Annotated in this window: 25 protein-coding genes; 13 read left to right on the top strand and 12 right to left on the bottom strand. The window is 71.6% G+C overall.

Translation table 11 applies throughout. The annotated features are described in order from the left end of the window. The first annotated feature begins 49 nt into the window (after nucleotides 1-49). Nucleotides 50-1,615: a peptidoglycan-binding protein gene (locus tag ACPC54_RS30655; protein WP_498969465.1), complete on the top strand. Its 1,566-nt coding sequence runs from the start codon at nucleotides 50-52 to the stop codon at nucleotides 1,613-1,615. A 20-nt stretch (nucleotides 1,616-1,635) separates the two neighbouring features. Continuing rightward, the gene (locus ACPC54_RS30650) at nucleotides 1,636-2,097 is read left to right on the top strand and encodes a single-stranded DNA-binding protein (protein ID WP_498969464.1); all 462 of its coding nucleotides are present in this window, start codon (nucleotides 1,636-1,638) and stop codon (nucleotides 2,095-2,097) included. On the opposite strand, the gene ACPC54_RS30645 is transcribed toward ACPC54_RS30650, so the two are convergent. The 3 genes from ACPC54_RS30645 to ACPC54_RS30635 all read right to left on the bottom strand — a co-directional run bounded on the left by ACPC54_RS30645 (nucleotide 2,059) and on the right by ACPC54_RS30635 (nucleotide 4,706). Further along, entirely contained in the window at nucleotides 2,059-3,552 is a 1,494-nt protein-coding gene (locus ACPC54_RS30645) for a hypothetical protein (RefSeq protein WP_498969462.1), read from the bottom strand. The genes ACPC54_RS30650 and ACPC54_RS30645 overlap by 39 nt on opposite strands. 20 nt (nucleotides 3,553-3,572) lie before the next feature. Next, a complete protein-coding gene (locus tag ACPC54_RS30640; RefSeq protein ID WP_498969461.1) occupies nucleotides 3,573-3,920 on the bottom strand; it encodes a hypothetical protein in 348 nt (115 codons plus the stop codon). A 78-nt stretch (nucleotides 3,921-3,998) separates the two neighbouring features. Continuing rightward, nucleotides 3,999-4,706, bottom strand: coding sequence for an RNA polymerase sigma factor (locus tag ACPC54_RS30635; RefSeq protein ID WP_498969459.1), 708 nt, complete (start codon nucleotides 4,704-4,706; stop codon nucleotides 3,999-4,001). Between the two features lie 62 nt (nucleotides 4,707-4,768). On the opposite strand from ACPC54_RS30635, the gene ACPC54_RS30630 reads away from it, so the two are divergent. The 5 genes from ACPC54_RS30630 to ACPC54_RS30610 all read left to right on the top strand — a co-directional run bounded on the left by ACPC54_RS30630 (nucleotide 4,769) and on the right by ACPC54_RS30610 (nucleotide 8,199). After that, nucleotides 4,769-5,083, top strand: coding sequence for a hypothetical protein (locus ACPC54_RS30630; protein ID WP_498969458.1), 315 nt, complete (start codon nucleotides 4,769-4,771; stop codon nucleotides 5,081-5,083). Between the two features lie 342 nt (nucleotides 5,084-5,425). Beyond that, nucleotides 5,426-5,872 (top strand): hypothetical protein, encoded by a 447-nt coding sequence (locus ACPC54_RS30625; RefSeq protein WP_498969457.1) that lies wholly within the window; start codon nucleotides 5,426-5,428, stop codon nucleotides 5,870-5,872. Nucleotides 5,873-5,975: 103 nt separating this feature from the next. Next, nucleotides 5,976-6,503 (top strand): toxin, encoded by a 528-nt coding sequence (locus ACPC54_RS30620; RefSeq protein WP_498969455.1) that lies wholly within the window; start codon nucleotides 5,976-5,978, stop codon nucleotides 6,501-6,503. Continuing rightward, on the top strand, nucleotides 6,500-7,594 hold the full coding sequence (locus ACPC54_RS30615) for a hypothetical protein (RefSeq protein WP_498969454.1): 1,095 nt from the start codon (nucleotides 6,500-6,502) through the stop codon (nucleotides 7,592-7,594). Before ACPC54_RS30620 ends, ACPC54_RS30615 begins: the two co-directional genes overlap by 4 nt. After that, on the top strand, nucleotides 7,591-8,199 hold the full coding sequence (locus ACPC54_RS30610; protein WP_498969453.1) for a hypothetical protein: 609 nt from the start codon (nucleotides 7,591-7,593) through the stop codon (nucleotides 8,197-8,199). Before ACPC54_RS30615 ends, ACPC54_RS30610 begins: the two co-directional genes overlap by 4 nt. A 71-nt stretch (nucleotides 8,200-8,270) precedes the next feature. On the opposite strand, the gene ACPC54_RS30605 is transcribed toward ACPC54_RS30610, so the two are convergent. The 9 genes from ACPC54_RS30605 to ACPC54_RS30565 all read right to left on the bottom strand — a co-directional run bounded on the left by ACPC54_RS30605 (nucleotide 8,271) and on the right by ACPC54_RS30565 (nucleotide 16,228). Next, nucleotides 8,271-8,777 carry a DUF5949 family protein gene (locus ACPC54_RS30605; protein WP_498969452.1) on the bottom strand — a complete coding sequence of 169 codons (507 nt, stop codon included), beginning with the start codon at nucleotides 8,775-8,777 and terminating at the stop codon, nucleotides 8,271-8,273. Nucleotides 8,778-8,838: 61 nt separating this feature from the next. Beyond that, nucleotides 8,839-9,753 carry a hypothetical protein gene (locus ACPC54_RS30600; RefSeq protein WP_498969451.1) on the bottom strand — a complete coding sequence of 305 codons (915 nt, stop codon included), beginning with the start codon at nucleotides 9,751-9,753 and terminating at the stop codon, nucleotides 8,839-8,841. 212 nt (nucleotides 9,754-9,965) lie between these two features. Then, entirely contained in the window at nucleotides 9,966-10,526 is a 561-nt protein-coding gene (locus ACPC54_RS30595; protein ID WP_498969449.1) for a hypothetical protein, read from the bottom strand. A 74-nt stretch (nucleotides 10,527-10,600) separates the two neighbouring features. Next, nucleotides 10,601-11,617, bottom strand: a complete 1,017-nt coding sequence (locus ACPC54_RS30590) for a phosphoadenosine phosphosulfate reductase domain-containing protein (RefSeq protein WP_498969447.1) — start codon at nucleotides 11,615-11,617, stop codon at nucleotides 10,601-10,603. Between the two features lie 61 nt (nucleotides 11,618-11,678). Next, entirely contained in the window at nucleotides 11,679-12,293 is a 615-nt protein-coding gene (locus ACPC54_RS30585; protein WP_498969445.1) for a hypothetical protein, read from the bottom strand. 73 nt (nucleotides 12,294-12,366) lie between these two features. Further along, entirely contained in the window at nucleotides 12,367-13,815 is a 1,449-nt protein-coding gene (locus ACPC54_RS30580; protein ID WP_498969443.1) for a hypothetical protein, read from the bottom strand. 122 nt (nucleotides 13,816-13,937) lie between these two features. Further along, on the bottom strand, nucleotides 13,938-14,861 hold the full coding sequence (locus ACPC54_RS30575) for a hypothetical protein (RefSeq protein ID WP_498969441.1): 924 nt from the start codon (nucleotides 14,859-14,861) through the stop codon (nucleotides 13,938-13,940). A 141-nt stretch (nucleotides 14,862-15,002) separates the two neighbouring features. Continuing rightward, nucleotides 15,003-15,614, bottom strand: coding sequence for a hypothetical protein (locus ACPC54_RS30570; RefSeq protein WP_498969439.1), 612 nt, complete (start codon nucleotides 15,612-15,614; stop codon nucleotides 15,003-15,005). An 86-nt stretch (nucleotides 15,615-15,700) separates the two neighbouring features. Beyond that, the gene (locus tag ACPC54_RS30565; RefSeq protein ID WP_498969437.1) at nucleotides 15,701-16,228 is read right to left on the bottom strand and encodes a hypothetical protein; all 528 of its coding nucleotides are present in this window, start codon (nucleotides 16,226-16,228) and stop codon (nucleotides 15,701-15,703) included. Between the two features lie 211 nt (nucleotides 16,229-16,439). On the opposite strand from ACPC54_RS30565, the gene ACPC54_RS30560 reads away from it, so the two are divergent. From ACPC54_RS30560 to ACPC54_RS30535, 6 genes are all read left to right on the top strand, one after another. Next, nucleotides 16,440-16,844, top strand: a complete 405-nt coding sequence (locus ACPC54_RS30560) for a hypothetical protein (protein WP_498969435.1) — start codon at nucleotides 16,440-16,442, stop codon at nucleotides 16,842-16,844. A 67-nt stretch (nucleotides 16,845-16,911) separates the two neighbouring features. Continuing rightward, nucleotides 16,912-17,211, top strand: a complete 300-nt coding sequence (locus tag ACPC54_RS30555) for a hypothetical protein (RefSeq protein WP_498969433.1) — start codon at nucleotides 16,912-16,914, stop codon at nucleotides 17,209-17,211. A gap of 36 nt (nucleotides 17,212-17,247) precedes the next feature. Beyond that, nucleotides 17,248-17,529 carry a hypothetical protein gene (locus tag ACPC54_RS30550; protein ID WP_498969431.1) on the top strand — a complete coding sequence of 94 codons (282 nt, stop codon included), beginning with the start codon at nucleotides 17,248-17,250 and terminating at the stop codon, nucleotides 17,527-17,529. A gap of 133 nt (nucleotides 17,530-17,662) precedes the next feature. Continuing rightward, nucleotides 17,663-17,935 carry a hypothetical protein gene (locus tag ACPC54_RS30545; RefSeq protein ID WP_498969429.1) on the top strand — a complete coding sequence of 91 codons (273 nt, stop codon included), beginning with the start codon at nucleotides 17,663-17,665 and terminating at the stop codon, nucleotides 17,933-17,935. Between the two features lie 17 nt (nucleotides 17,936-17,952). Continuing rightward, nucleotides 17,953-18,162, top strand: a complete 210-nt coding sequence (locus ACPC54_RS30540; protein ID WP_498969427.1) for a hypothetical protein — start codon at nucleotides 17,953-17,955, stop codon at nucleotides 18,160-18,162. Nucleotides 18,163-18,188: 26 nt separating this feature from the next. Next, on the top strand, nucleotides 18,189-19,016 hold the full coding sequence (locus ACPC54_RS30535) for a hypothetical protein (protein ID WP_498969425.1): 828 nt from the start codon (nucleotides 18,189-18,191) through the stop codon (nucleotides 19,014-19,016). The last annotated feature ends 128 nt before the right edge of the window (nucleotides 19,017-19,144 follow it).

The raw sequence follows: 19,144 nt of genomic DNA, 5'->3' as shown, positions 1-19,144 counted from the left end.
CCCCGCCGGCCGCGACGCTGCGCCCCTCACCATCACGAAGGGGCGCAGCATGACCGACACGCTCTACCCGGGCGCCGACCGCTCGCAGTGGTTCGCCGACCACTACCCGGGCAGCTACATGAACCCCCGGTGCGGCGTCCTGCACACCACCGAGGGAACCGGCTGGCCCGACTACAGCGGCGGAGCCGAAGCACCCCACGTCACCGCGAAGCCCGACTTCGCCGCCCGCCGCCTGCTCTTCCGCCAGCACTTCCCGTTCGACCACTCCGCCCGCGCCCTCGTCAACGCTCCCGGCGGCGTCGAAACCAACACGGCCGGCGCCGTGCAGATCGAGCTGATCGGCACCTGCGACCCGGCCACCCACCGCCGCTGGACAGCCCAAGGCATCCAGCACATCTTCTGGCCCGAGGCCCCGGACTGGGCGCTGCGCGACCTCGCCGCGTTCATGGCCTGGCACCGCGACCACAACGGCATCCCGCTCGACGGCCCCGCCCAGTGGGCCCCCTACCCGGACTCCTACGGCCGCAACGGCGTCCGCCTCTCCTTCGCCGCGTGGAACTCCTTCCGCGGCTGGTGCGGCCACCAGCACGTCCCGGAGAACGACCACGGCGACCCCGGCAACATCGCCTTCGCCACCCTGCTCACCCTCGCCGGTGCGGGCTCCGGCAACACCACGCCGCCGAGCACCACCCGACGCGTCGTCATCTGGGCCGGAGCCACCCTCTCCGCCATCGCCGCTCTCGCCGGTATCACCCTCGGGCACCTGCTCGACGCGAACCCGCAGATCACCGACCCCAACCAGATCAAGCCGGGCCAGAGCATCACCCTTCCCGACGACGCCAAGCCCGTCACCCCGCCCGGCGGAACAACCAGCGAGCCCCGCCCCGACCCGCAGCCGGACCCGCAGCCCACCCGCCCCTCGGGCGCGCTCGCGCCGGGCGCGCGCGGCCCCGAGGTCCAGGAGCTGCAGCACCAGCTCAACCGGATCGGCTACCAGCTGCCCGCCACCGGCTACTACGGGCCGCAGACCGAGGCGGCGGTGAACGACGTGATCCGCAAGAACTCGGGGCTCGGCCGCGCGGACGGCGTCGCCGGCCCCCGCACCCGCGCCAAGATCACCGCCCTCGCCGCCGGGACGGCCACCGGGAGCAGCAGCCGTACGACAGCCGGCGCGCTCGCGCCGGGCGCGCGCGGCCCCGAGGTCCAGGAGCTGCAGCACCAGCTCAACCGGATCGGCTACCAGTTGCCCGCCACCGGCTACTACGGGCCGCTCACCACCAACGCCGTCAACGACTTCGTCCGCCTCAACCCCAGCCTCCGCCCGGCGGACGGCGTCGCCGGCCCGAAGACCCGCGCCCGGATCGCCAACGCGGCCCTCGGAACCCAGACCAACCAGACGGCCAGCCTCAAGCCGGGCGCGCGCGGCGCCGAGGTGAAGACCATCCAGGCGCAGCTCAACCGGATCGGCCACCGTCTGCCGGTGACCGGCTACTTCGGGCCGCAGACGGCGGCCGCTGTGAACGACATGATCCGCAAGCACCCGGGGCTCGGCCGCGCGGACGGTGTCGCCGGCCCCCGCACCCGCGCCAAGATCGCCGCCCTCGCGGCCCGCTGAGACCGGAGGAGAACAGACCCGTGGCAGGAGAGACCGCCATCACCCTCGTCGGCAACCTCGTCGACGACCCCGACCTGCGTTTCACCCCCTCCGGGGCAGCGGTCGCGAAGTTCCGCATCGCGTCCACCCCGCGCACCTTCGACCGCCAGAGCAACGAGTGGAAGGACGGTGAGAGCCTCTTCCTCACCTGCAACGTCTGGCGTCAGCAGGCCGAACACGCAGCCGAGTCCCTCCAGCGCGGCATGCGCGTCATCGTGCAGGGCCGGCTGAGGCAGCGCTCGTACGAGACCACCGCGGGGGAGAAACGCACCGTCTTCGAGGTCGAGGTCGAAGAGGTCGGTCCGAGCCTGCGTTCGGCGACCGCCAAGGTCGCCCGGGCCAGCCGGCCCGGCCCGGCCACGACGGACGCCGACCCCTGGAGCGCCTCGTCCCCCGCCAGTTCCTCAGCGGACTGGCCGCAGAGCCCTCCGCCGCCCTTCTAGGAAGCCGCTCGTCGAGGGGGCCGCGGTCGGCGGTCGGCCGGTCGGCGGCCCCGCCAGCAGCAGGCTCTCCACCGGCGTCTCGGACACCTCATCGGAAGGCGGCGCGGCGTCGTCCGGCTCCGACGTGCCGGCCGGGTCCGTGTGGTCCTCGGGTACGGGCAGCCCTGCCGGGGCCTCGGTTCCGGGGGACGGCGGCTGCCCGCTCTCCGCCGGGGGCGTCGGGGACGACGTCGCGCCGGAGGTCGGGGACGGTGTGGCGGACGGCGACAACGTTCCGGTGCTCGGCTTCGGTGAGGGGCGGGGAGTCTCCGGTGGCGGCTCCGGGGACTTGGCGCCACCGTCTGGGTTCGGAGCTTCGGACGGCTCGGCCGGCGGAGGCGGCGGAGGCGGCGGAACAGGCTTGGCCGGCGGAGACGCGGTCTGGTCGACGCCGAGCATCGTGGTGACCAGCGACCCATCGGCCGACGCGGTCACCCGGGCCGACGCCGGCGGCTCCGTCTCGCCGCCCAGCACCAGGTGCACCGCGGCGACCAACCCGGGCGCGTTCGGCGCCAAATCAAGCCGGTCAAGGCGGCTCGACACGACCCCCAGTGTGCCGAACGCCAGAGCCGCCAGCCGATCCGGCATCTTGACCGTCAGGCTCGCCGACACCGGGCGTGTCTGCTCCTGCCGGGCGGCCTCGACGATCAGCTCCTGGTACTCCCGCAGCCGGGCCGCGTCCGAACCCCACAACGCGAACCTCGTCACCACGCTCAGGTTGTCCAGCGTCTTCTGCGATCCGCTCTCCTGCGCCCACGCCGCAGCATCGGCGTTGCTGCGAAACGCCATCATGTAGATCCGCTCAGTGCCGTAACTGAACGTGTAGGCAACCGAGTTGGGTGATATCGCGGCCTCGCTGTACATGACCAGCTGATCGACGTCCGTACACCGGGCCTGCAGAGGGCCCAGGCTCGTGCAGCGCATCTGCCCGGCGGCGGCGAACTGCCGAAACGCCGGGTCGGCCGCGAAGGCGGACAGCGTGGCGGCGGGGACGGGCACCCGATCCAGCACGGCGGCGGTCCTGCTCCCGTGCTGCCCCACCATGTACCCGACGCCGACGCCGGCCGCGGCGATGACAGCGGCGAGCAGTATCTGGCCAATGGCGGCGGACCTGCGCCGTCTGGGCGCGCGCGGCACGATCTGCCGGCCGGAGCGAACCGGGGCGCACCGGTCGATGGGCGGCGGCGACTCCCCGACGCCCATCAGCCGGTCCATGGTCGGCAGGTCGGGGAGCTGAGCCCGCACCATCGCGCGGATCTGGTCAGGGTGAAGGTGCGGAAAGTCCGCCCGCAGCGCGGCCTGGACGGCGAGGACTGCCGAGTCGAACGTCTGGGCGGGGCGGATGACCACGAGTGGCTGGTCGCCGTCGATGATCAGCGTGGCGTCGGCGTCGATCCTCGACGAGACGACGATCACCGGGGGGCGAAGCTGCATGTCTACCTATCGTGAGCAGCCAGATCGTGGCGCTCGGCCATGAACTGGGCGACCTGCGCCGCGATTTCGGGCAGGTCCGTGTCGCTGAGGGCCTCGACGGACCGGGCGGCGACGACGCGCATCCCGTCGACGTTGACCGTGCCGACCTCAGCGGGCTGAACGGTCATCTCCTCGGCAGGGAGCGGGGTGGCCCCGGCCTCCGGGGCGACGGAGACGGGCGGTTCGAAGCTCTCGTCCACGGCGGCGAACATCGCGTCCAGGCCCCGCAGGTAGGCCGCTTCGCTCAGCGGCTCTGCCGGGTGCAGCGCGTTGGCGACCGCCGCGGCGCGCCGGGTAGCCCGATCGTGCACGCCGGCGCCGTCTCCGGAGAGGGTCCGACACAGCCGGTCGACATGAGCGCGTCGCATCCCAGGTCCAATCTCGTCGCCTTACACCCTGATCACTTCACGCACAGCACCCTCCTCTGCGCGCGGAGCCGGCGCAAGAAGAGGTTCAGCCAGCCTGTGAGCTGCGGCGTCTTCCGGCAGGATCTGTGAGAGTTTACGCAGGCCGCGCGTAAGCAGTACACGCACCGCGCCTTCCGTTGTCGGGCGCAGCCGCGTGCTGAGTACCTGCGCGGTCTGGGCGGTGCTCAGCCCGACGCACACCCGAAGGTACACCGCCTCGCGCTGGCGCTCGGGCAGCTTAGCCAGGCAGCCCTTCAACATGGCCGCGACCTCGCGCCGTTCCGCCGAACGCTCGGGAGCCTCATCCTCCGATGGAACGTCAACGGCCACCGGGGTCGAACTGAGGATCTCCTGGGCGCGCCGGCCGGCCGCCCGGTAGTGATCGACGACCAGGTTCCTGCTGATGGTGAACAGCCACGGCACGAAGCCGCCCGAGCGGCTGTTGTACTGCCCGATCGAACGGGCCACCCGCACCCACGTCTCCTGCGCGAGATCCTCCGCGGTCGCCATGTTGTCCACCCGGGCGCGGATGTCGCGTACGACCGGGTCGCGCAGCGCCATGTACAGGGTGCCCAGCGCGGCCTTGCGTTCCTCCGGGGTGCTCGCCGCGGCCGCGGCCCGGGCACACCGCTCGATCTCGTCGAGGTCGCCGGAGTCCCGCGACACGGGCTGAGAGGTGGACAGGAGCACGGGACCGCCCTCGGCTGGGATGCTGATGGATCAATTGGTTGTCTATTGTCGATGTTGCACTTATGGTCGACTGGTCGGCCATGGCGGCCGGCCAGCCGCAGCGCATCTCGGCTCTGTGGCTCAGACCGAAAGTGGGTGACCCGGTGGCGGGTGCTACCTCTTCCCCGGCCCGGGGCCTGCTCGTGCGGCTCCCGGCCGGCTGCTGGCTCACGCCGGCCGACGCCGCCGATGCGGCCGCGGGCCAGGGTGCCGCGGTTGCCCGGTGCGGCGACTCCTACCTGGTGGACGGCGTTCCTTTGGCGTCCGCGATCCGGCACGGTCGTCGCTCGGGAAGGGTGGTCACGCGCAGCGACGGGGCGTTCCTGCGCAAGTGGTGAACCGGGACGAAGGGGGGTCGCCGGCCTTGAGGCGGCGCTTTCTCTCCGGCTGGACGGAACGCGCAAGCATGTCGACACCCCCGTGGTTGCTATGTGCACTTACCGGGCTGCCCCGGCTCCCTCACTATAGTGCGGCCTACCGTCAAGTCACTACATACTTCCTGTTCAGGGCCTCGTGGTAACTGAGTGTCCACGATCAAACAGGCGCACTTTAATGACCGAGGGTATAGTTGGAGCAGTTGTGAATAGCGGAAAGCGGTACTGTCTGTGAGCGAATCGGCATCTGGCTCCACCAAGTCGAGGGCGGAAAAGATCGCCCAGCGACTGAATCACCTCATCCTGGTGGAAAACGACCGGCGCGCGAACCGGACCCCGCCGCAGTCCCCGGTGGCCATCCCCGAACTCGCCGAGCGCTCCAAGGGCGTCCTGTCCGAGACCCAGCTGCGCTACCTCAAGCGCGGGTTCGGCGCGAACGGCTCCCCGGTCAACCCGACCGTCGAAACCCTCGACGCGCTCGGCCGGATCTTCGGGCTCTCGAACGGAGCCAGTTACTTCACCGCCGAGGACACGCAGGCCGTCGACAAGCAGCTCGACGCCCTCAACGCCCTCGCCAGACTCCGCAACCCCTCCGGGGCCGTCGACGGTGGAACGCCAGACTCCGGCCTCGGCTTCATGCAGCGCGCGATGAGCCTGGAGCCCAGCAACTTCAACGTCCTCGTGACCATGGCGGAGCGGATGGCCGAACTGGAAGCGCAGGCTCGCACCCAGGCCGACGGTCACCGAGAGTAAAGTCTGCGGAATGCCACAGTCAAGATGTGTTTAAATTTCGACCTATGTCCATGTAGCGCGCACCAAACCGTTCAGGCGGAGCGCGCGAACGCAGAGGTCCGACATGCCCGTGCCACGAGGGATACGCAGAGACTGCGAAGCACTGCTCGCCGACCTGCCGATCCCTGACCCCTTCGACGTCTCGGCCTTCGTCGCCGCACTCGCCAAGCAGCGCGGCCGGCCCATCGCGCTCGAACCGCTCCCAGCCGACGTCAGCCCCTCCACTCCAACCGGCCTGTGGGTCCGGCTCCCGAGCATCGACGTCGTGTTCTACAAGCAGAACACCAGCGTCCCCCACCAGACGCTGATCATCCTGCACGAACTCGGCCACATGATCTGGGAACACGAGTGCCGCGTCCAGCACGACGTCCTCGCCTCGATCTTCCCCGACCTCGATGCCGAAACCGTCGCCAGCGTCCTGCTCACCCGAGCCGGCTACGCCGACCTCGAAGAGGCCCAGGCCGAGATGCTCGCCCTGCTGCTCATGGAGCACGTCGGCGCCGAAGAAGGTACGACCCGCCAGGGCCGAACCCTCTACCGCACCCTCACCTACCCCGTCCGCAAGATCGCGGGCTGGAGGCGAGCAGCGTGATCTCCATCATCCTCACCATCATCATCCCCACCCTCCTGGTCGCCATCTCGCTCTGGCGCCTGCCGGCCGCCATCCGCTCCGGCCGCGCCGCCCGGTCCCTGTGCATCACCATCGCCGCCCTCGGGCTCGCCATGGGCGTCACCGCCGTCCGCGACCCGCTGCAGGAGCTGGTGACCGGCCTCCCCATCCTCACGCGCCACCTCCTCGGCCTCACCAGCATCGCGTTCCTCATCGACTACCTCTACGCCGTCCACGGCAGAGGACTGCGCGGACGCCTGCGCCCCAGCTTCCGGCTCGCCGCCGGCGCCGCGGCCACCATGACCGGGCTGTTCTTCTTCGCCCTGCCGCGCGACGCCAACGTTGACCCCGACGACATGCTCAGCCCCCACTTCGGCGAGCCGGCGGTCATCGCCTACATGATGATCTTCTACAGCTACCTCGGCTTCTCGATGGCCCTCGCCACCCGGATCTTCTGGTCCACCCGCCGAGCCCTCCCCCGCGGCCTGGCCCGCACCGGCGCTCTCTCCCTCGCCACCGGCTGCGCCCTCGGCACCCTCTACGTCGCCGAACGGGTCTACATCATCGCGTTCGGCATCGACGACACCCGCTTGACCCAGCTGAACGTGCTGGGCGACGTCACCGTCGCCGCCTCGATCCTGCTGATCATCACGGGCCTGTGCCTCCCGCCCCTGCGAGGCCTGGCCCGTTACCTCCAGGACCAGCACACGCTGTGGGTCCTCCACCCGCTCCTGGGCCAGGTCATCGACACCTTCCCCAACCTCCAGTTCGGCGAGCGCCGCTCCCGCGTGCGTGAACTCTTCGTCTGGGGCGACCGGACCCTGGACACCGCCTACTCCGCGTTCGCCGTCCGCGACGCCTTCCTCAACCTCGGCGTCAGCGGTGGCCAGGACGCCACCACCGACGCCATCAAGGCCCGCAACGCCCTGCACCGGCACGCCGCCCACGACCTGCTCACCGACGCCGCGGTGCCCGACGCCCCCGTTCCCGGCAGCCGGGAACTGCGCGCACCCTCCCGCGACATCCGCTGGGCGAAGAACGTCGCCCGCGCCTACAACAAGACGAGCAAATGACCGACACCACAACGAAGTTGACGCCCGGCCGCGCACTCCTCGGCCGCCGGCTCAGCGACTGGGCCGACCCGAAGAACACCATCGTTGCCGTCAGCCTCCTCATCGGCTGCGGCCTCTACGGCTGGAAGGGCCTCGGCTGGGCCGTCGTGGCCATCGTCTTCGCCGCCGTCATCCCGATGATCTACATCGTCTACATCGAAGGCGACGGCAACTGGGCCAACCGACACCTGACCGACCGCGTCCGCCGCATCACCGTCCTGCCCGTCATCAGCGCCTCGGTCGCCGCCGGCATCGCCCTCCAGGCCGCCACCAGCGCCCCCCGCCCGCTCATCGCGATGACCGCCGCCATGTGGGCCACCATCACCGCCGTATGGCCCATCACCGTCCTCGCGAAGTACAAGATCAGCGTCCACGCCGCCGTCACCGCCGGTTCGTTCGCCATGCTCGCCCAGGCGTACAACCCCTGGTGGCTCCTCGGCTACGCCTTCGTCGCGCTGCTCGGCTGGGCCCGCGTCACCGTCCACGAACACACCCTGTCCCAGACCATCACCGGAACCGTGCTCGGCACCCTGGTTGCCGGCGGCGTCTACGCACTCATCACCTGAACCCCGCCGAAACGCGAGCAGGGGGTGCACCCGAGACCGGGTGCACCCCCTGCTGCGTACCAGCCGCGAGGTCAGGCAACCACGCTGGCCGGAGCGAGCATCAGCACCGACTGCGAGATCGTACGAGGGTCCATCGTGAACGCGTCGAACTGTGCCTGGCCGGCAGACGGACCCTGCGGCCACACCCGGCCGGCCACCACGAACATGACCTCCTTCGAGGCCGCCGCCACCCCCGCCCACTCCGCGTTAACCGGGAGAACCGGGCTGAGCCCGGGAATCCCCACAACCTCCACCCGGGGATCTTCTACGAGCCGGACACGTACGTGCAGCGGCACCGGGCCACCAACAAGGTGAGGGTGCGAGACGACGTTCCCCGGCCGGACACCCCAACCAGCCAGGATCTCGGTCATAGCCGCCTCGCCCGCCGGGCGCCCGAGGTCTCCGTCGCCGGGGTTGTAGAGCATGAGGAACGGGAAGTCGCTGCCGGTGCGCGGGTCCTTGCCGATCCAGCCGGTGAGGACCGCGTTGCCGAGCAACGATGGCTGCGCGCCCGGCAGCGGGGCGTCGTGAGAGCTCATGCCCAGAATCGTAGGGGCGACGGCCGACACCGGCCGGCGTTCCGCAGATCAGCTGGTTCGGTCAGCTCAGCGCCGCACCCGGCGGCACGAGCCACAGCCTCATATCGCTGCTTCCGTCCGGCCGCGGCGGCCACTCAGCGCCATCAGCGCGTTCGAGTACCGCCGCCGCGTCATCGACGCCTCCGGGCGGCGCGGAGGCCAGGATGTCCGCCGCCGCGACGAACACCCCCACATGCCGGGCCTGCTGCGCAGCCAGCCCCCGGAGCTCCGTGTCCGCACCCGTCACCGGCACCCGGATCTCCTGCCCGAGCGCCTGGTCGGCCTTCATGAAGGTCGCCGCCCACGTCGCCTCCAACGCGTCGGTGATCGTCTTGCCGACCATGTGCATGGGCTGCACGAACAGGTCGTCGAACCGCGGCTTCGGCTGCATGTCCTGGACCTGCCGGAACTCCGTGCGCTGCTCCTTCTCATCCCACTCCAGGTGGAGGAAGACCCCGTCCGCGCCGTGCGGGCTCTCCGAGGTCATGTAGACGCCCGGAACCGGCCACCGGCCCGGGAGGTCCCGAGGCAATCGGTTCGCCCTGGCCTCCATCTGCGGCATAAGGCTGTCGTGGAAGTTGACGCTCGCCCGGCCGGCGGCGCGCCACGCGCCGATCGCCGCCAGGACAGCGCTGTCCCGTAGCGCCAGAACCTCGGCCGGTAGGCCGCTCGGCCTTCCGTGCAGCGCCGGGTAGCCGGCCTCAACGATGTCGAACACCCGGCCGATGGGCATCCAGCACCACGACGGCCACTCCTGCGCGTGCGCCTGCCGGTGCCGGTCGAGGAGATCGAAGATGCCGGGGTACTTCTTCGACGCCTGGTGCTCAAGGGCCCCCGTGCGCTTGGCAGCGGCCCTGTACAGCCGGGGGAGCCACTGCATCACGGGGTCAAGCTCACGGTCCCGCCCGGCGGAGAAGTTCCGTTCATAGCTGTTCACGCCTTGTCCTCCTCGACCGCCACGGAGCGCGTGGGGCCGTTGGTAATCGGGGAACCCGTCCACCCGAAGGCGGACGGGTCGGCTTCCTCGCCGCCGCCTCATCATCCTTGCGTACACGGCAGGTTCACCGCATACGCTTCGCCAGCCTGTGCTACCTGCGCGCCGGGTGGGGTGTCTGCTCGACGCACGTGGTCGCCAGGCGGAAACACCTGCTAGCCGGCGACGGCCGCCGACGCCGTCGTCCGGCTTGAGCCCAACGCCGCGAGCACCCGCAGGCCGGCCCACCCGTCGATCTCGGTGAGCTCGATCTTGGTGAAGTCCACGGTGCCGTCACCGCGACCGCGTACGTGCGCGGCGCCGCCCGACCACCGGATGCTGGCCAGGCCCGGGCGGGCGCCCGGGTCGACCGTGGTGTCGGGGAACAGCCTGGTGATCTCGGCCGTGACGAAGGCGAGCGCGGCCACCGCCCGGCCGGTGCGGGCCGTGCGCTCCTTCCAGTCGGGGAGCGCACGGTTGCGAAGCCACTCGGCGATGCCCTCGATGTCGTCCGTGGTGCGGGTCGTTCCGATGTAGGGGCTGGAGGCGTGCTCGAAGCTCGACCGGGCCTCGAAACGGATGCTGCGGTTGATGCCGTGGAGAACCTGGACGTTCAGCCACAGTCCGTCCGGACCTTCGAGCCTGGCGAGGGCGGCGGAACCGGCGGCTATCGCGGTCCAGCCGTCACCGAGGACACGAGCGACGGCTCGGGTGATCTGCAGAGCGGTATGGGCCATGATCAGGGTTCCTTCTCTCAGTAGGGGGAGACGGCCGGCCCGGCGGTGCTGGCCGGCCGTCGAAGAGGGGGCGGTCAGGCAGCGAGTTCGTACCGGCGGCGGTAGTCGTCGGCGGCGGCCGCGCCGACGTAGCGGGCGAGTACGTCGCCGATCCGCCAGCCGGTCAGCGGGCCGCGCCGTATGGCCTCGGCGTACACCTCCGCCATCGACACGTCCGGCCGGAACTGGTGCTGGACGGCGGCCTCCAACGCGACGTACCGGGCGGCAAGCGTCAGGCGCAGCCGGGCGGCGCGCACCAGGTCCTCGAACCCGGCCAAGATGCAGAAGGTGCACGACAACCTTCGATTCCCCATGTCATACGCGGGGTGGTACTCGACGCCGGCCGCCGCGATGCTGCGCCACACCTTCGCCGTGTCGTACGCATGCACCGGGTTCCACTGGAGTACGATGCGCTTGCCGTTGCTCGCGCGCCGGTCGATCGACAGCAGATCCCGCTTCGCGCGGGCCGGCGACTCCTCGGCCCGGAAGCCCATCACCGTCAGCAGCAGTGCGGGGCGGCCGAGATCCCCGAGGGCAACGGTCACCTCGGTGAACACCACGGCCAAGACGTCGCGCTTGAGCGAAGAGGTGCACAGGCGCCGCTTGGCGTCGGGGAACATGCCGCGCGCCTCGACCATGCCGATGAAGCCGCCGGCCCGGGCGCGGACGGTCAGCGGGACGCCGAAGAACGCGGCGTGCCGCTCGACCAGCTCACGGGTTCCCGGCCACTCGGCCTCCCCGAGGTCGGCGTGAACCATCATCACCCGGTCGACGGTGCCGGTCTGCCGGGCCGCGTTCATGACGACGATCGCGGCCGCCAGGCTGTCCTTGCCGCCGGACGTCTGGATCAGGGTGCGGTCGGCCAGGGCGAGCAGCACCGCGCCGGCGGCGCGGGCCTTCGGGCAGCGGCGGCACACGGCATCCCGGGTGCCGAGCGCCCCGGCCGGGTCGAGCGCGGTACGCCCGCACAAGGACCGGGTGGGGTCCTGTCCGGGGGCGGGCAGGTGCAGTACGGCGGAGCCGGGGCTCCGCAGCAGGACGGCGCAGTTCATCGGGGGTGTCCTCTCGGTGGCCGGGGGTGCTCTCCCCACGGCGGGTTCGTGTCGACGCTGCTCAGCCGACGAGATAGCGGGCTTCCTCCCGTGCCCACTCGACGGCCTCACCGGCGCCGGGGAACACGAGGCTGCTCGTTTCCAGGCGGGGGTCGTCCTCGTCGACTCGGCGGGCGCCGGCGGTGGCCACGTACAAGGTGTGGCCGCCGCCGTACACGTACTCGTCGACGCTCGACCAGTACCGGTCGCCGTTCTCCGCGTCGTCCGCAACGTCCTCGTCGTGGACCCGGACGGCGCGAACGAGCCCACGCTGCGCGCTGGCGTTCAGTAGAGCGGCCCGAAGGCCGTCGACGGGCGGGGCCTCCGCCGGTGTCGCGGTGAACGTCCACCCCTTGGTCAGGTACGCCTCGGCGAGGAACTCGCTGCCGTGCAACCGGCCGGCGACGACGGGCGGCGCGAGCCGGGACAGCGGGCGGACACCGGCCCACAGGCCCGAGGTGGTGACGCCATCGGACCAGCACTGCCAGCCCGCCCCAACATGGGTCACGGCGACGTCGGGGACGACGACGACCTGACCGCCCAGCCGGTCGCACTCCCCCGGGTGGTCGGAGACGATCACGCCCATCTGGCAGGTCAGGACGTAGCGGGCCGGCACGTAGCCCTTGGTGCGGTACATCAGCGGGCCTCTCAAGATCAGGTGATTCGGGGTGCCCCGAACAGGCGGGGCACCCCGAGCGGTCGACGGCCGGTCAGCTGGCGGGGAGGAAGGTTTCGCAGTGGTGGGAGCAGCTGACGTGGTGCTCGCGGGCCCACAGGCCGCAGCGCTCGCACGGCACGTGGCCTTCCGCGTCGGCCGGCGTCGCCAGCAGCACCGGGCGCGGTTCGACGACGCCGCCGTACGGGAACGTCAAGCGGATCGAGCCGTCCGGCTCCAACGCGGCCGCGGCGCCGTACTCGCGGATCACGCGGCCCAGCTCGGCGGAGAACCAGGCACCGGACCGCAACACACGCTCGTCCACCTGCGGGTGCGGGTGGTCCACCAGGTAGGCCGTGGCGGTGGCGTCCTCCGGCCCGGCCGGACGGCCGTCGCTGGCCCGGTACGGGCGCAGCGGCAGGTACCGCGCGGCCAGCGCGCCGGTGGAGATGTAGACGGCCCCGGTCTCGGTGACCGCCGCCCGGGTGAACGGCTGCTGCCTCATCTGCTCGCGCACGATGCGCAGCACCCGGCCCCGGGGAATCATCTGCGGCTCGTCGGCGGCCGGCTGCTCCCAGCGCAGGCCGTTGCGCACCTCGATGAGGAAGTCGCCGAAGGGCAGCTCAGCGGGGACGGGCCACAGCGCGTTCGGGCTGAGCTGACGCCCCGGCATGGCGTCGTAGACGGTGCTCCCAGCGGGGATCGGGTCCGCGTCGGCCGGCGGCGTGAAGGCGGGCTCCGGCTGGCCGAGGCGGCACACCACCCCGGGAAGCGCCCGCTCCGCCGTGGCGGGCGTCGTCCTGGCCGGGTCGTGGTACGGCTCGCTGGAGAGGCTGTCCAGCGCCTCGCGGGCCTGGTCGAGGGCCTTGCCCGCTCCGTCGACCTCGGCCGGCGACGCCTCCCCGTTCTCGGAGATGTTGAGGAGGGTGGTCGCGTACTCGGCGATCATGCGCATCACGGTCGGGCTGCCGGTGACGACCATCAGCTCGTCCTGGCCCTCGGTGATCTCCTCGCGGTTCTCGTACGCCAGGCGCAGCGCCTTGCACATCGGGTCCACGTCGTCGTCACCGAGGATCGCGCCGGTGCCGCTCAGCCACTCGGCGAACGCGCCGGGCAGGCTCACGGCCCGGGTGGCGCTCGCCAGCGCGGTGCGGGCGATCTCCGCGAGCTCCCGGCCGGCCGTGTCCAACGGCGTCCACAGGACCACCGGGTCCTCGTCCTCGTCCTCGTTCGGCTCGAAGCGCCGGAGCAGCCACTCGCCGATCGGCTCGCCGCCGGCGTCGACGTCGATGTTCAACATGCCGGAGTCGCGCTCCTCCTCGTGGCTGCCCTCGATGCGCACCCGGAGGCCGGAGGGGTGGGTGAGGAAGACGACATCGTGCTGCTCGCTGGCGACCCACACGGGCCCGAGGGCGGCCGACGTGGTACGGACAAGGTCGACCAGGTCGAAGGGTGCTTCGATCCGGTAGAGGGGGGCGTTCGGCTTGATCAGGCTCACGGTCATGGTGCGGGTGTCCTTTCGGTGGGGCGCCGGGGTGCTCTCCCCGACGCCCCATAACTGTAACATCGCCAATGATTAATGCGACAGGGTGTCGTGCGTCACAACGCCCCACGCCGGGAGGTGAGTTACTCCTCCGGGGCCCACGTGATCAGGCCGCCCCCGAGGCGCCACGACCGCACCGCGCCGGCTTTGCTCACCTCCACCCGGGCGAAGTCGAACGACAGCAGGCTCTCCAACTCCAGAGCCGCCCACCTCCGGTCCAGCACCTCGTCGGCCTCCACGCCCCCGCCGGGCAGGGTGACCACCGCCCGCCACCGCGCCCCACGGTTCGACATCAGGGCCCGCGCGCACTGCCGGGCCACGTCCCCGTGCTCCCGCCGCACATCCAGGAACTCGTTCGGCACCGCGTACGGCGTCCACCGCTCCGCCTCCGGCCCGCCGGGCTGGCGCCGGTACACCTCCCGCTCCCCGAACCACAACGAGCCGTCGCCCCCGACCACCACCGGGAGACGCCGCCGGCTGGCCAGCGCCACGGCCTCCGCGACGTGCTGCGCCAGCACGAAACCCCCCAAGCTGACCTCGCCCATGCTCCACACGCCGAAGTCCCAACGGCCGTCAAGGATCGGCATCGGCACCGGCAAGACGCTGCGGTCCGCCTCGGTGATCACCCCCGTCTCCCGGTGTCGGGCCTTCCCGTCCTCGACCCGCTGCTCCACCGTGCTGAGCAGCAGCAGCGTCGACCGGTCCGGGGAGTAGCGCACCGCGTACCGGTTCGCCACCAGGAACCGCCGCAGCTGCTCCGTCATCGCCAACCGCTCCGCGACGACCAACGCCTGATCCTCGGACGGGGACGGCAGCCGGTGCCACCACACCCGCACCGTCGCGCCGTCCACCCCGCCGCCCGGCCCCACCGGGGCCACCGAGAACCCCGGCCGGCCGCCCTCCCGCCACACGGGGAACCGGCCCTTCTCCGCCAGCAGCTTCGTCGTCAGGCGAACCCCCGGCCGGACAACCGGACCTGCAACCACCACGGCATCCAGGTTGAACATGAAGACCTCCATTGTGAAGAGACTGTGCTTTTTGCGACTTTTGCGACCGCCCCAACGCGCGCACGCGCACGCGCGGGGCGGTTCGGGGTACGGCGAACCCGGCTGCGGCCAACGCGAGCGGCAGCAGCCGGTAGAGCGGACCTACGCGGGCAGGCGCAGCAGGTAGCAGTAGAGGTCGCCGTTGACGGTCGGCCCCGCCCACTCCGTGGCCGGCGCGTACCCGAGTCCGTTCAGCACGTTCTCGGCGTCCGCGAGCGTGGTGGCCGGGTGGTCGCCGAACGGACCCGAGACACCGCCGCGCACGTCCCGCAGGATCGTGACCTCGTGTTCGGCCGGGGTGAAGGCGGCGCTGTACCGGATGCCCTCGCGGTCGAAGTAGTCGGAGCGGTTGGGGATGTAGGCCGGCCGCCGGGAGTTGAGGGCGTCGGCGAGCGCGGCCGCCAGCAGCGCCGGGTCCAGCGTGGCGCCCTCGCCGCACTCGGCGCTCCTGCACGCGGGGTCGGTGCAGCGGTGGAACACGACGATCACGTCGTCGTCATCATCGGGGGCGTACAGCTGGCAGTGCAGGGCCTCCATCGTTTCGTCCTCGGCGGGGAGAACCTCGTCGCAGCCGATGAGCGCGTAGGTGTTGCCCGGGCCGTGGACGAAGACTTGGTCGCCGCCGCCGTCCGCCGGTGCCACGACGGCCGGAAGGCCGGCGGCGTGCTGGGCGGCCAGGATCTGGGCGATGGCGGGGTGGAGCTGGTCAGGCATGTGGGTGTCCTTCCGGTGGTGCCGGGTGCTGTTCCGGCGGGGCTGCGCCCCGGGGCCGATGCCGCCCGGGGCGCAGCGGGGGCGGGTCAGCGGGCGGTGGCGGGCAGCCTGGTCGAGGTGAGCCAGGTGTGCAGGGTGGTGAGCGCCAGCAGGGTGCGGTCCAGCGGGACGCGTTCGAGGCTGACGCGCGCGGTGCCGTCGCCGAGCCGGAGAGCGTGGTGGGCGGCGGGGGTGCCGTCCTCGTGGTCCATGAAGTGGATGTGGCCGGGGTAGGCGTTGGTGATGCTGCCGGTGCGTCCGCTCGGGGTGCTGGGGCTCTCGTAGCGCTGGGGGTCGGGGTCGAGCGCCGCGTTCACCAGGGTGTCGGCGTCCTGCTCGGGCAGGAGCGCGCTGATCCACACGTCGTAGCCGTTGGTGATGACGGTCTCCAAGGAGCGGCCGGGGCCCTCCCACTGGAGGCAGACGCGGCCGGCGATCGGGCCCTCGTACGGGTTGACGATGCCGCCGGGGAAGCGGTCGAGGACCAGCTGCGTGACCGCGTAGTCGAGGTTGGCGCGGGCCTCGCTGACGGCGCGTTCGAAGGTGTGGCCGGTGGTCTGCTGCGTCGCGGGCATGGGTGTCCTTCCGGTGGTGGCGGGCGCTGCCCCGCCGATGGCCACAACTGTAACAACGGAAATGATCAGCACAAGGCATTCGACCAAAATCAATGAGATTCATTGTTCATGTTGCAGTTATGGCGATGGGGTCCTACGGTGGGAACCACACCGGCCGAGCACCACCGGCCCCGGCGGGAGAGCACCCGCCACCACCGAAAGGACACCCGCGATGCGCAGCACCACCACGCCCGAACCCACCCGCAAGACCCGCCTTCGCCGCCGGCTGCGCCACCTGCGCGAAACCCGACGCGCCATCAAGGCCGTCGCCACCAACCCCGTGCGCTCCCTCTCCACCCACCTCATCGCACGCGGCATGCACCCCGACCACGCCCACCGCTACAACGGCGCCGCCACCCGCAAGGCCAACCAGCACGGCCTGCCCTCCGCCGGCATCCTCACCCGCACCATCAACACCCCCAAGGGCCCCCGCCCCCAGGACGTCACCCTCTACACCCCCACCCAGGTAGACGCCCTCCTGGCCATCTACCGGCCCGCGAAGAACCGCGACGCGATCAACGCCTTCGACCGGATCGCCGGCGGCCCGCTGCGCCCCGCGCACGCCCTCGCCGCCTAACCCGCACCGACCGTCGCCCCCGGGGCCGGACACCACCCGGCCCCACCCCACCTCCGGAGAACCCCTCGTGCTGCTGCGCCTGCTCACCATCGCCCTGCTCATCACCCCCACCCCGCTCGCCGACCAGCCCATGCGCGTCGCCATCCACGTCGACGCCGCCGGCGCCATGACCGTCGTCCGCGTCCTCCCCGAACCGCTCTGCGTCACCGCCAGCGACGCCCTGACCATCGCCCTCGACCACCAGGGCTTCGAGTCCTACGGCGTCAACGCCCCCACCCCCGCCAAGGCGGCCGCGATCGTCCGCCACCTCTACGCCACCGACCAGGCCCCCGACCCCGACGACTACCCGCCCGCCGCCAACTGCTGACCCCCGACCACCCGCCGCCGAAAGGACCCCAACCCCATGGCCTTCCCGCTCTTCACCGACCACTCGATCGACGACCTCAACGCCCTGATCCGTGCCGAACTGCACGCCATCGTCGGCGACGCGTTCGCCCGGGCCGTCATCCCCGCCCGATCCGACCTCACCGGCCGCTACGACCTCTCGAACATCACCCTCCACAACCGCGAGGGCCGGACGGTGGTGGCCGACTACTCCGAGGCCCCGTTCCTCGAAATCGCGGTCGTCGCCCTCGCCGACCGGGAGCCGGCCGAGACGGGCGGCTCCCTGACGGTCGACCTCTGACCCGCCCTCGGGGCCCGGGCCCGACAGCCCCGGGCTCCGAGGGACGCGACACAACGCCCCGCGGCGCAGCACCCTCCACCCTGCGCCGCCCCGTTCGGAGAGCACCGAACACCCCAACGAAAGGGCACCCACCATGACCCCGGCCAACGAGATCCAGCCCGGCGCGGTCGTCGAGTACCACGACAACGGCCTGATGCTGATCGCCACCAGCAAGACCGCCAGCAGCCGGTGGACCGGCCGCCGCCACTACTTCCACGGCGCCGTCCTCACCCTCCCCGCCGCCGGCCCCGGCCCGTGGCGCGTCGGCGGCCCGGCCGACCGCGTGACCACACCCCGGGCCCGCATCGCGGTGCACGAGCAGCGCACAGCCCCCGGCCGATGCCCCTGCACCGCCCACACCCGCTGAACCGAAGGAGACCGCCCGTGCCGGACTGGACGCGCATGCAGCCCGCCGACTTCGACGCCGACGTCGCGCCGCCGCTGTTCGCCGCGCCGGCCGCCGACCGCCCGGTGCCCGCCGTCGCCGACGACTTCGGCACCGAGGCCCTGTTCGGCGCGCCCGCCCCGCCCCGGCCGGCCGCCGCCCCGCCCAAGCCCCGCCCGACCCCGACGCCCGACAACCCGCTGTTTTGACCACCCATCACCCCGAGGACCACGCCATGTCCAACGCCCTGCCGTCCGACCTCGCCAGCCTGGCCGCGTGCCTGCTGCCGTCCGAACTCGCCGCCCTGGTCGAATGCCTGGCCCCGGCCGGCCCCCGCACCGCCAACCCCGGCCCGGACCCCTCGGCGGTCCCGCGCATCGATATCGTCTTCGACCAGGACGACGACGCGGGCGAGACGAACGTCCGGGTGTTCGTCAACGGGTCGCCGATCCACTGGCGAAACCACATGCACAGCGACACCGAACCGCTCGTCCGCTTCCACGTCCTCGACTCCGGGCCGTACGAGGAACTCCAGCCCCACGCGTGGGCGCAGCAGGCCATGGCGGCCGCGCGCCGTGCACCCGAAGCCGTCCGCTCCCACATCGCCGCCCGCGTGCTGGAGTACCACCAGCCCGAGCAGGACGGATGCCCCCTCTGTCTGACCGACGACCCCGGCCCGGCCGGCGCGGGCCTCAGCGCCTTCGGCCTGGAGCGGCTTCCTGCCCCGGAGCTGCGCCGCTTGCGCTACTTCGTCAACGAGAAGCTGGAGGCGTACTACCTCGACGACGTGAAGGCGGCCATGCGCGGCGCGTTGAAGGGCATCGAGGTCGCCGGCGTGCCGGTGACGGAGGTCGACATCCCGGCGGAACGGGTGGGAGGCCCGGCCGGCAGGCTTGCTTACGACCGCTCGAAGATCCGGTTCCGGTGCGGCGGCTCCGCCTGGCTGACCATCAACCTCAGCGACTTCCGGCCCCTGCGGGACGCTCTGGGGGCGCTGGTCGGCGTCGCGCCGATCGAGGACGACGAAGACACCGATCCCGATCTGACCTTCGACCTCAGGTGATCGCGGCCGCCGGCTGCGCCCCGCACCTCAGAGCGGGGGCGGGGCCGAAACCTAGGCAAATAATCATTGCCGATGATACAGTTGTGCTCGTTGGGGAGAGCACCCCACACCATCGAAAGGACACCCGA

The sequence above is a fragment of the Kitasatospora sp. NPDC094028 genome (genome assembly GCF_049543595.1).
In the GTDB taxonomy this organism is placed as follows: domain Bacteria; phylum Actinomycetota; class Actinomycetes; order Streptomycetales; family Streptomycetaceae; genus Kitasatospora.
Note: the sequence above shows the minus strand (reverse complement) of the source record. Positions and strands in the feature narration are given on the sequence as shown.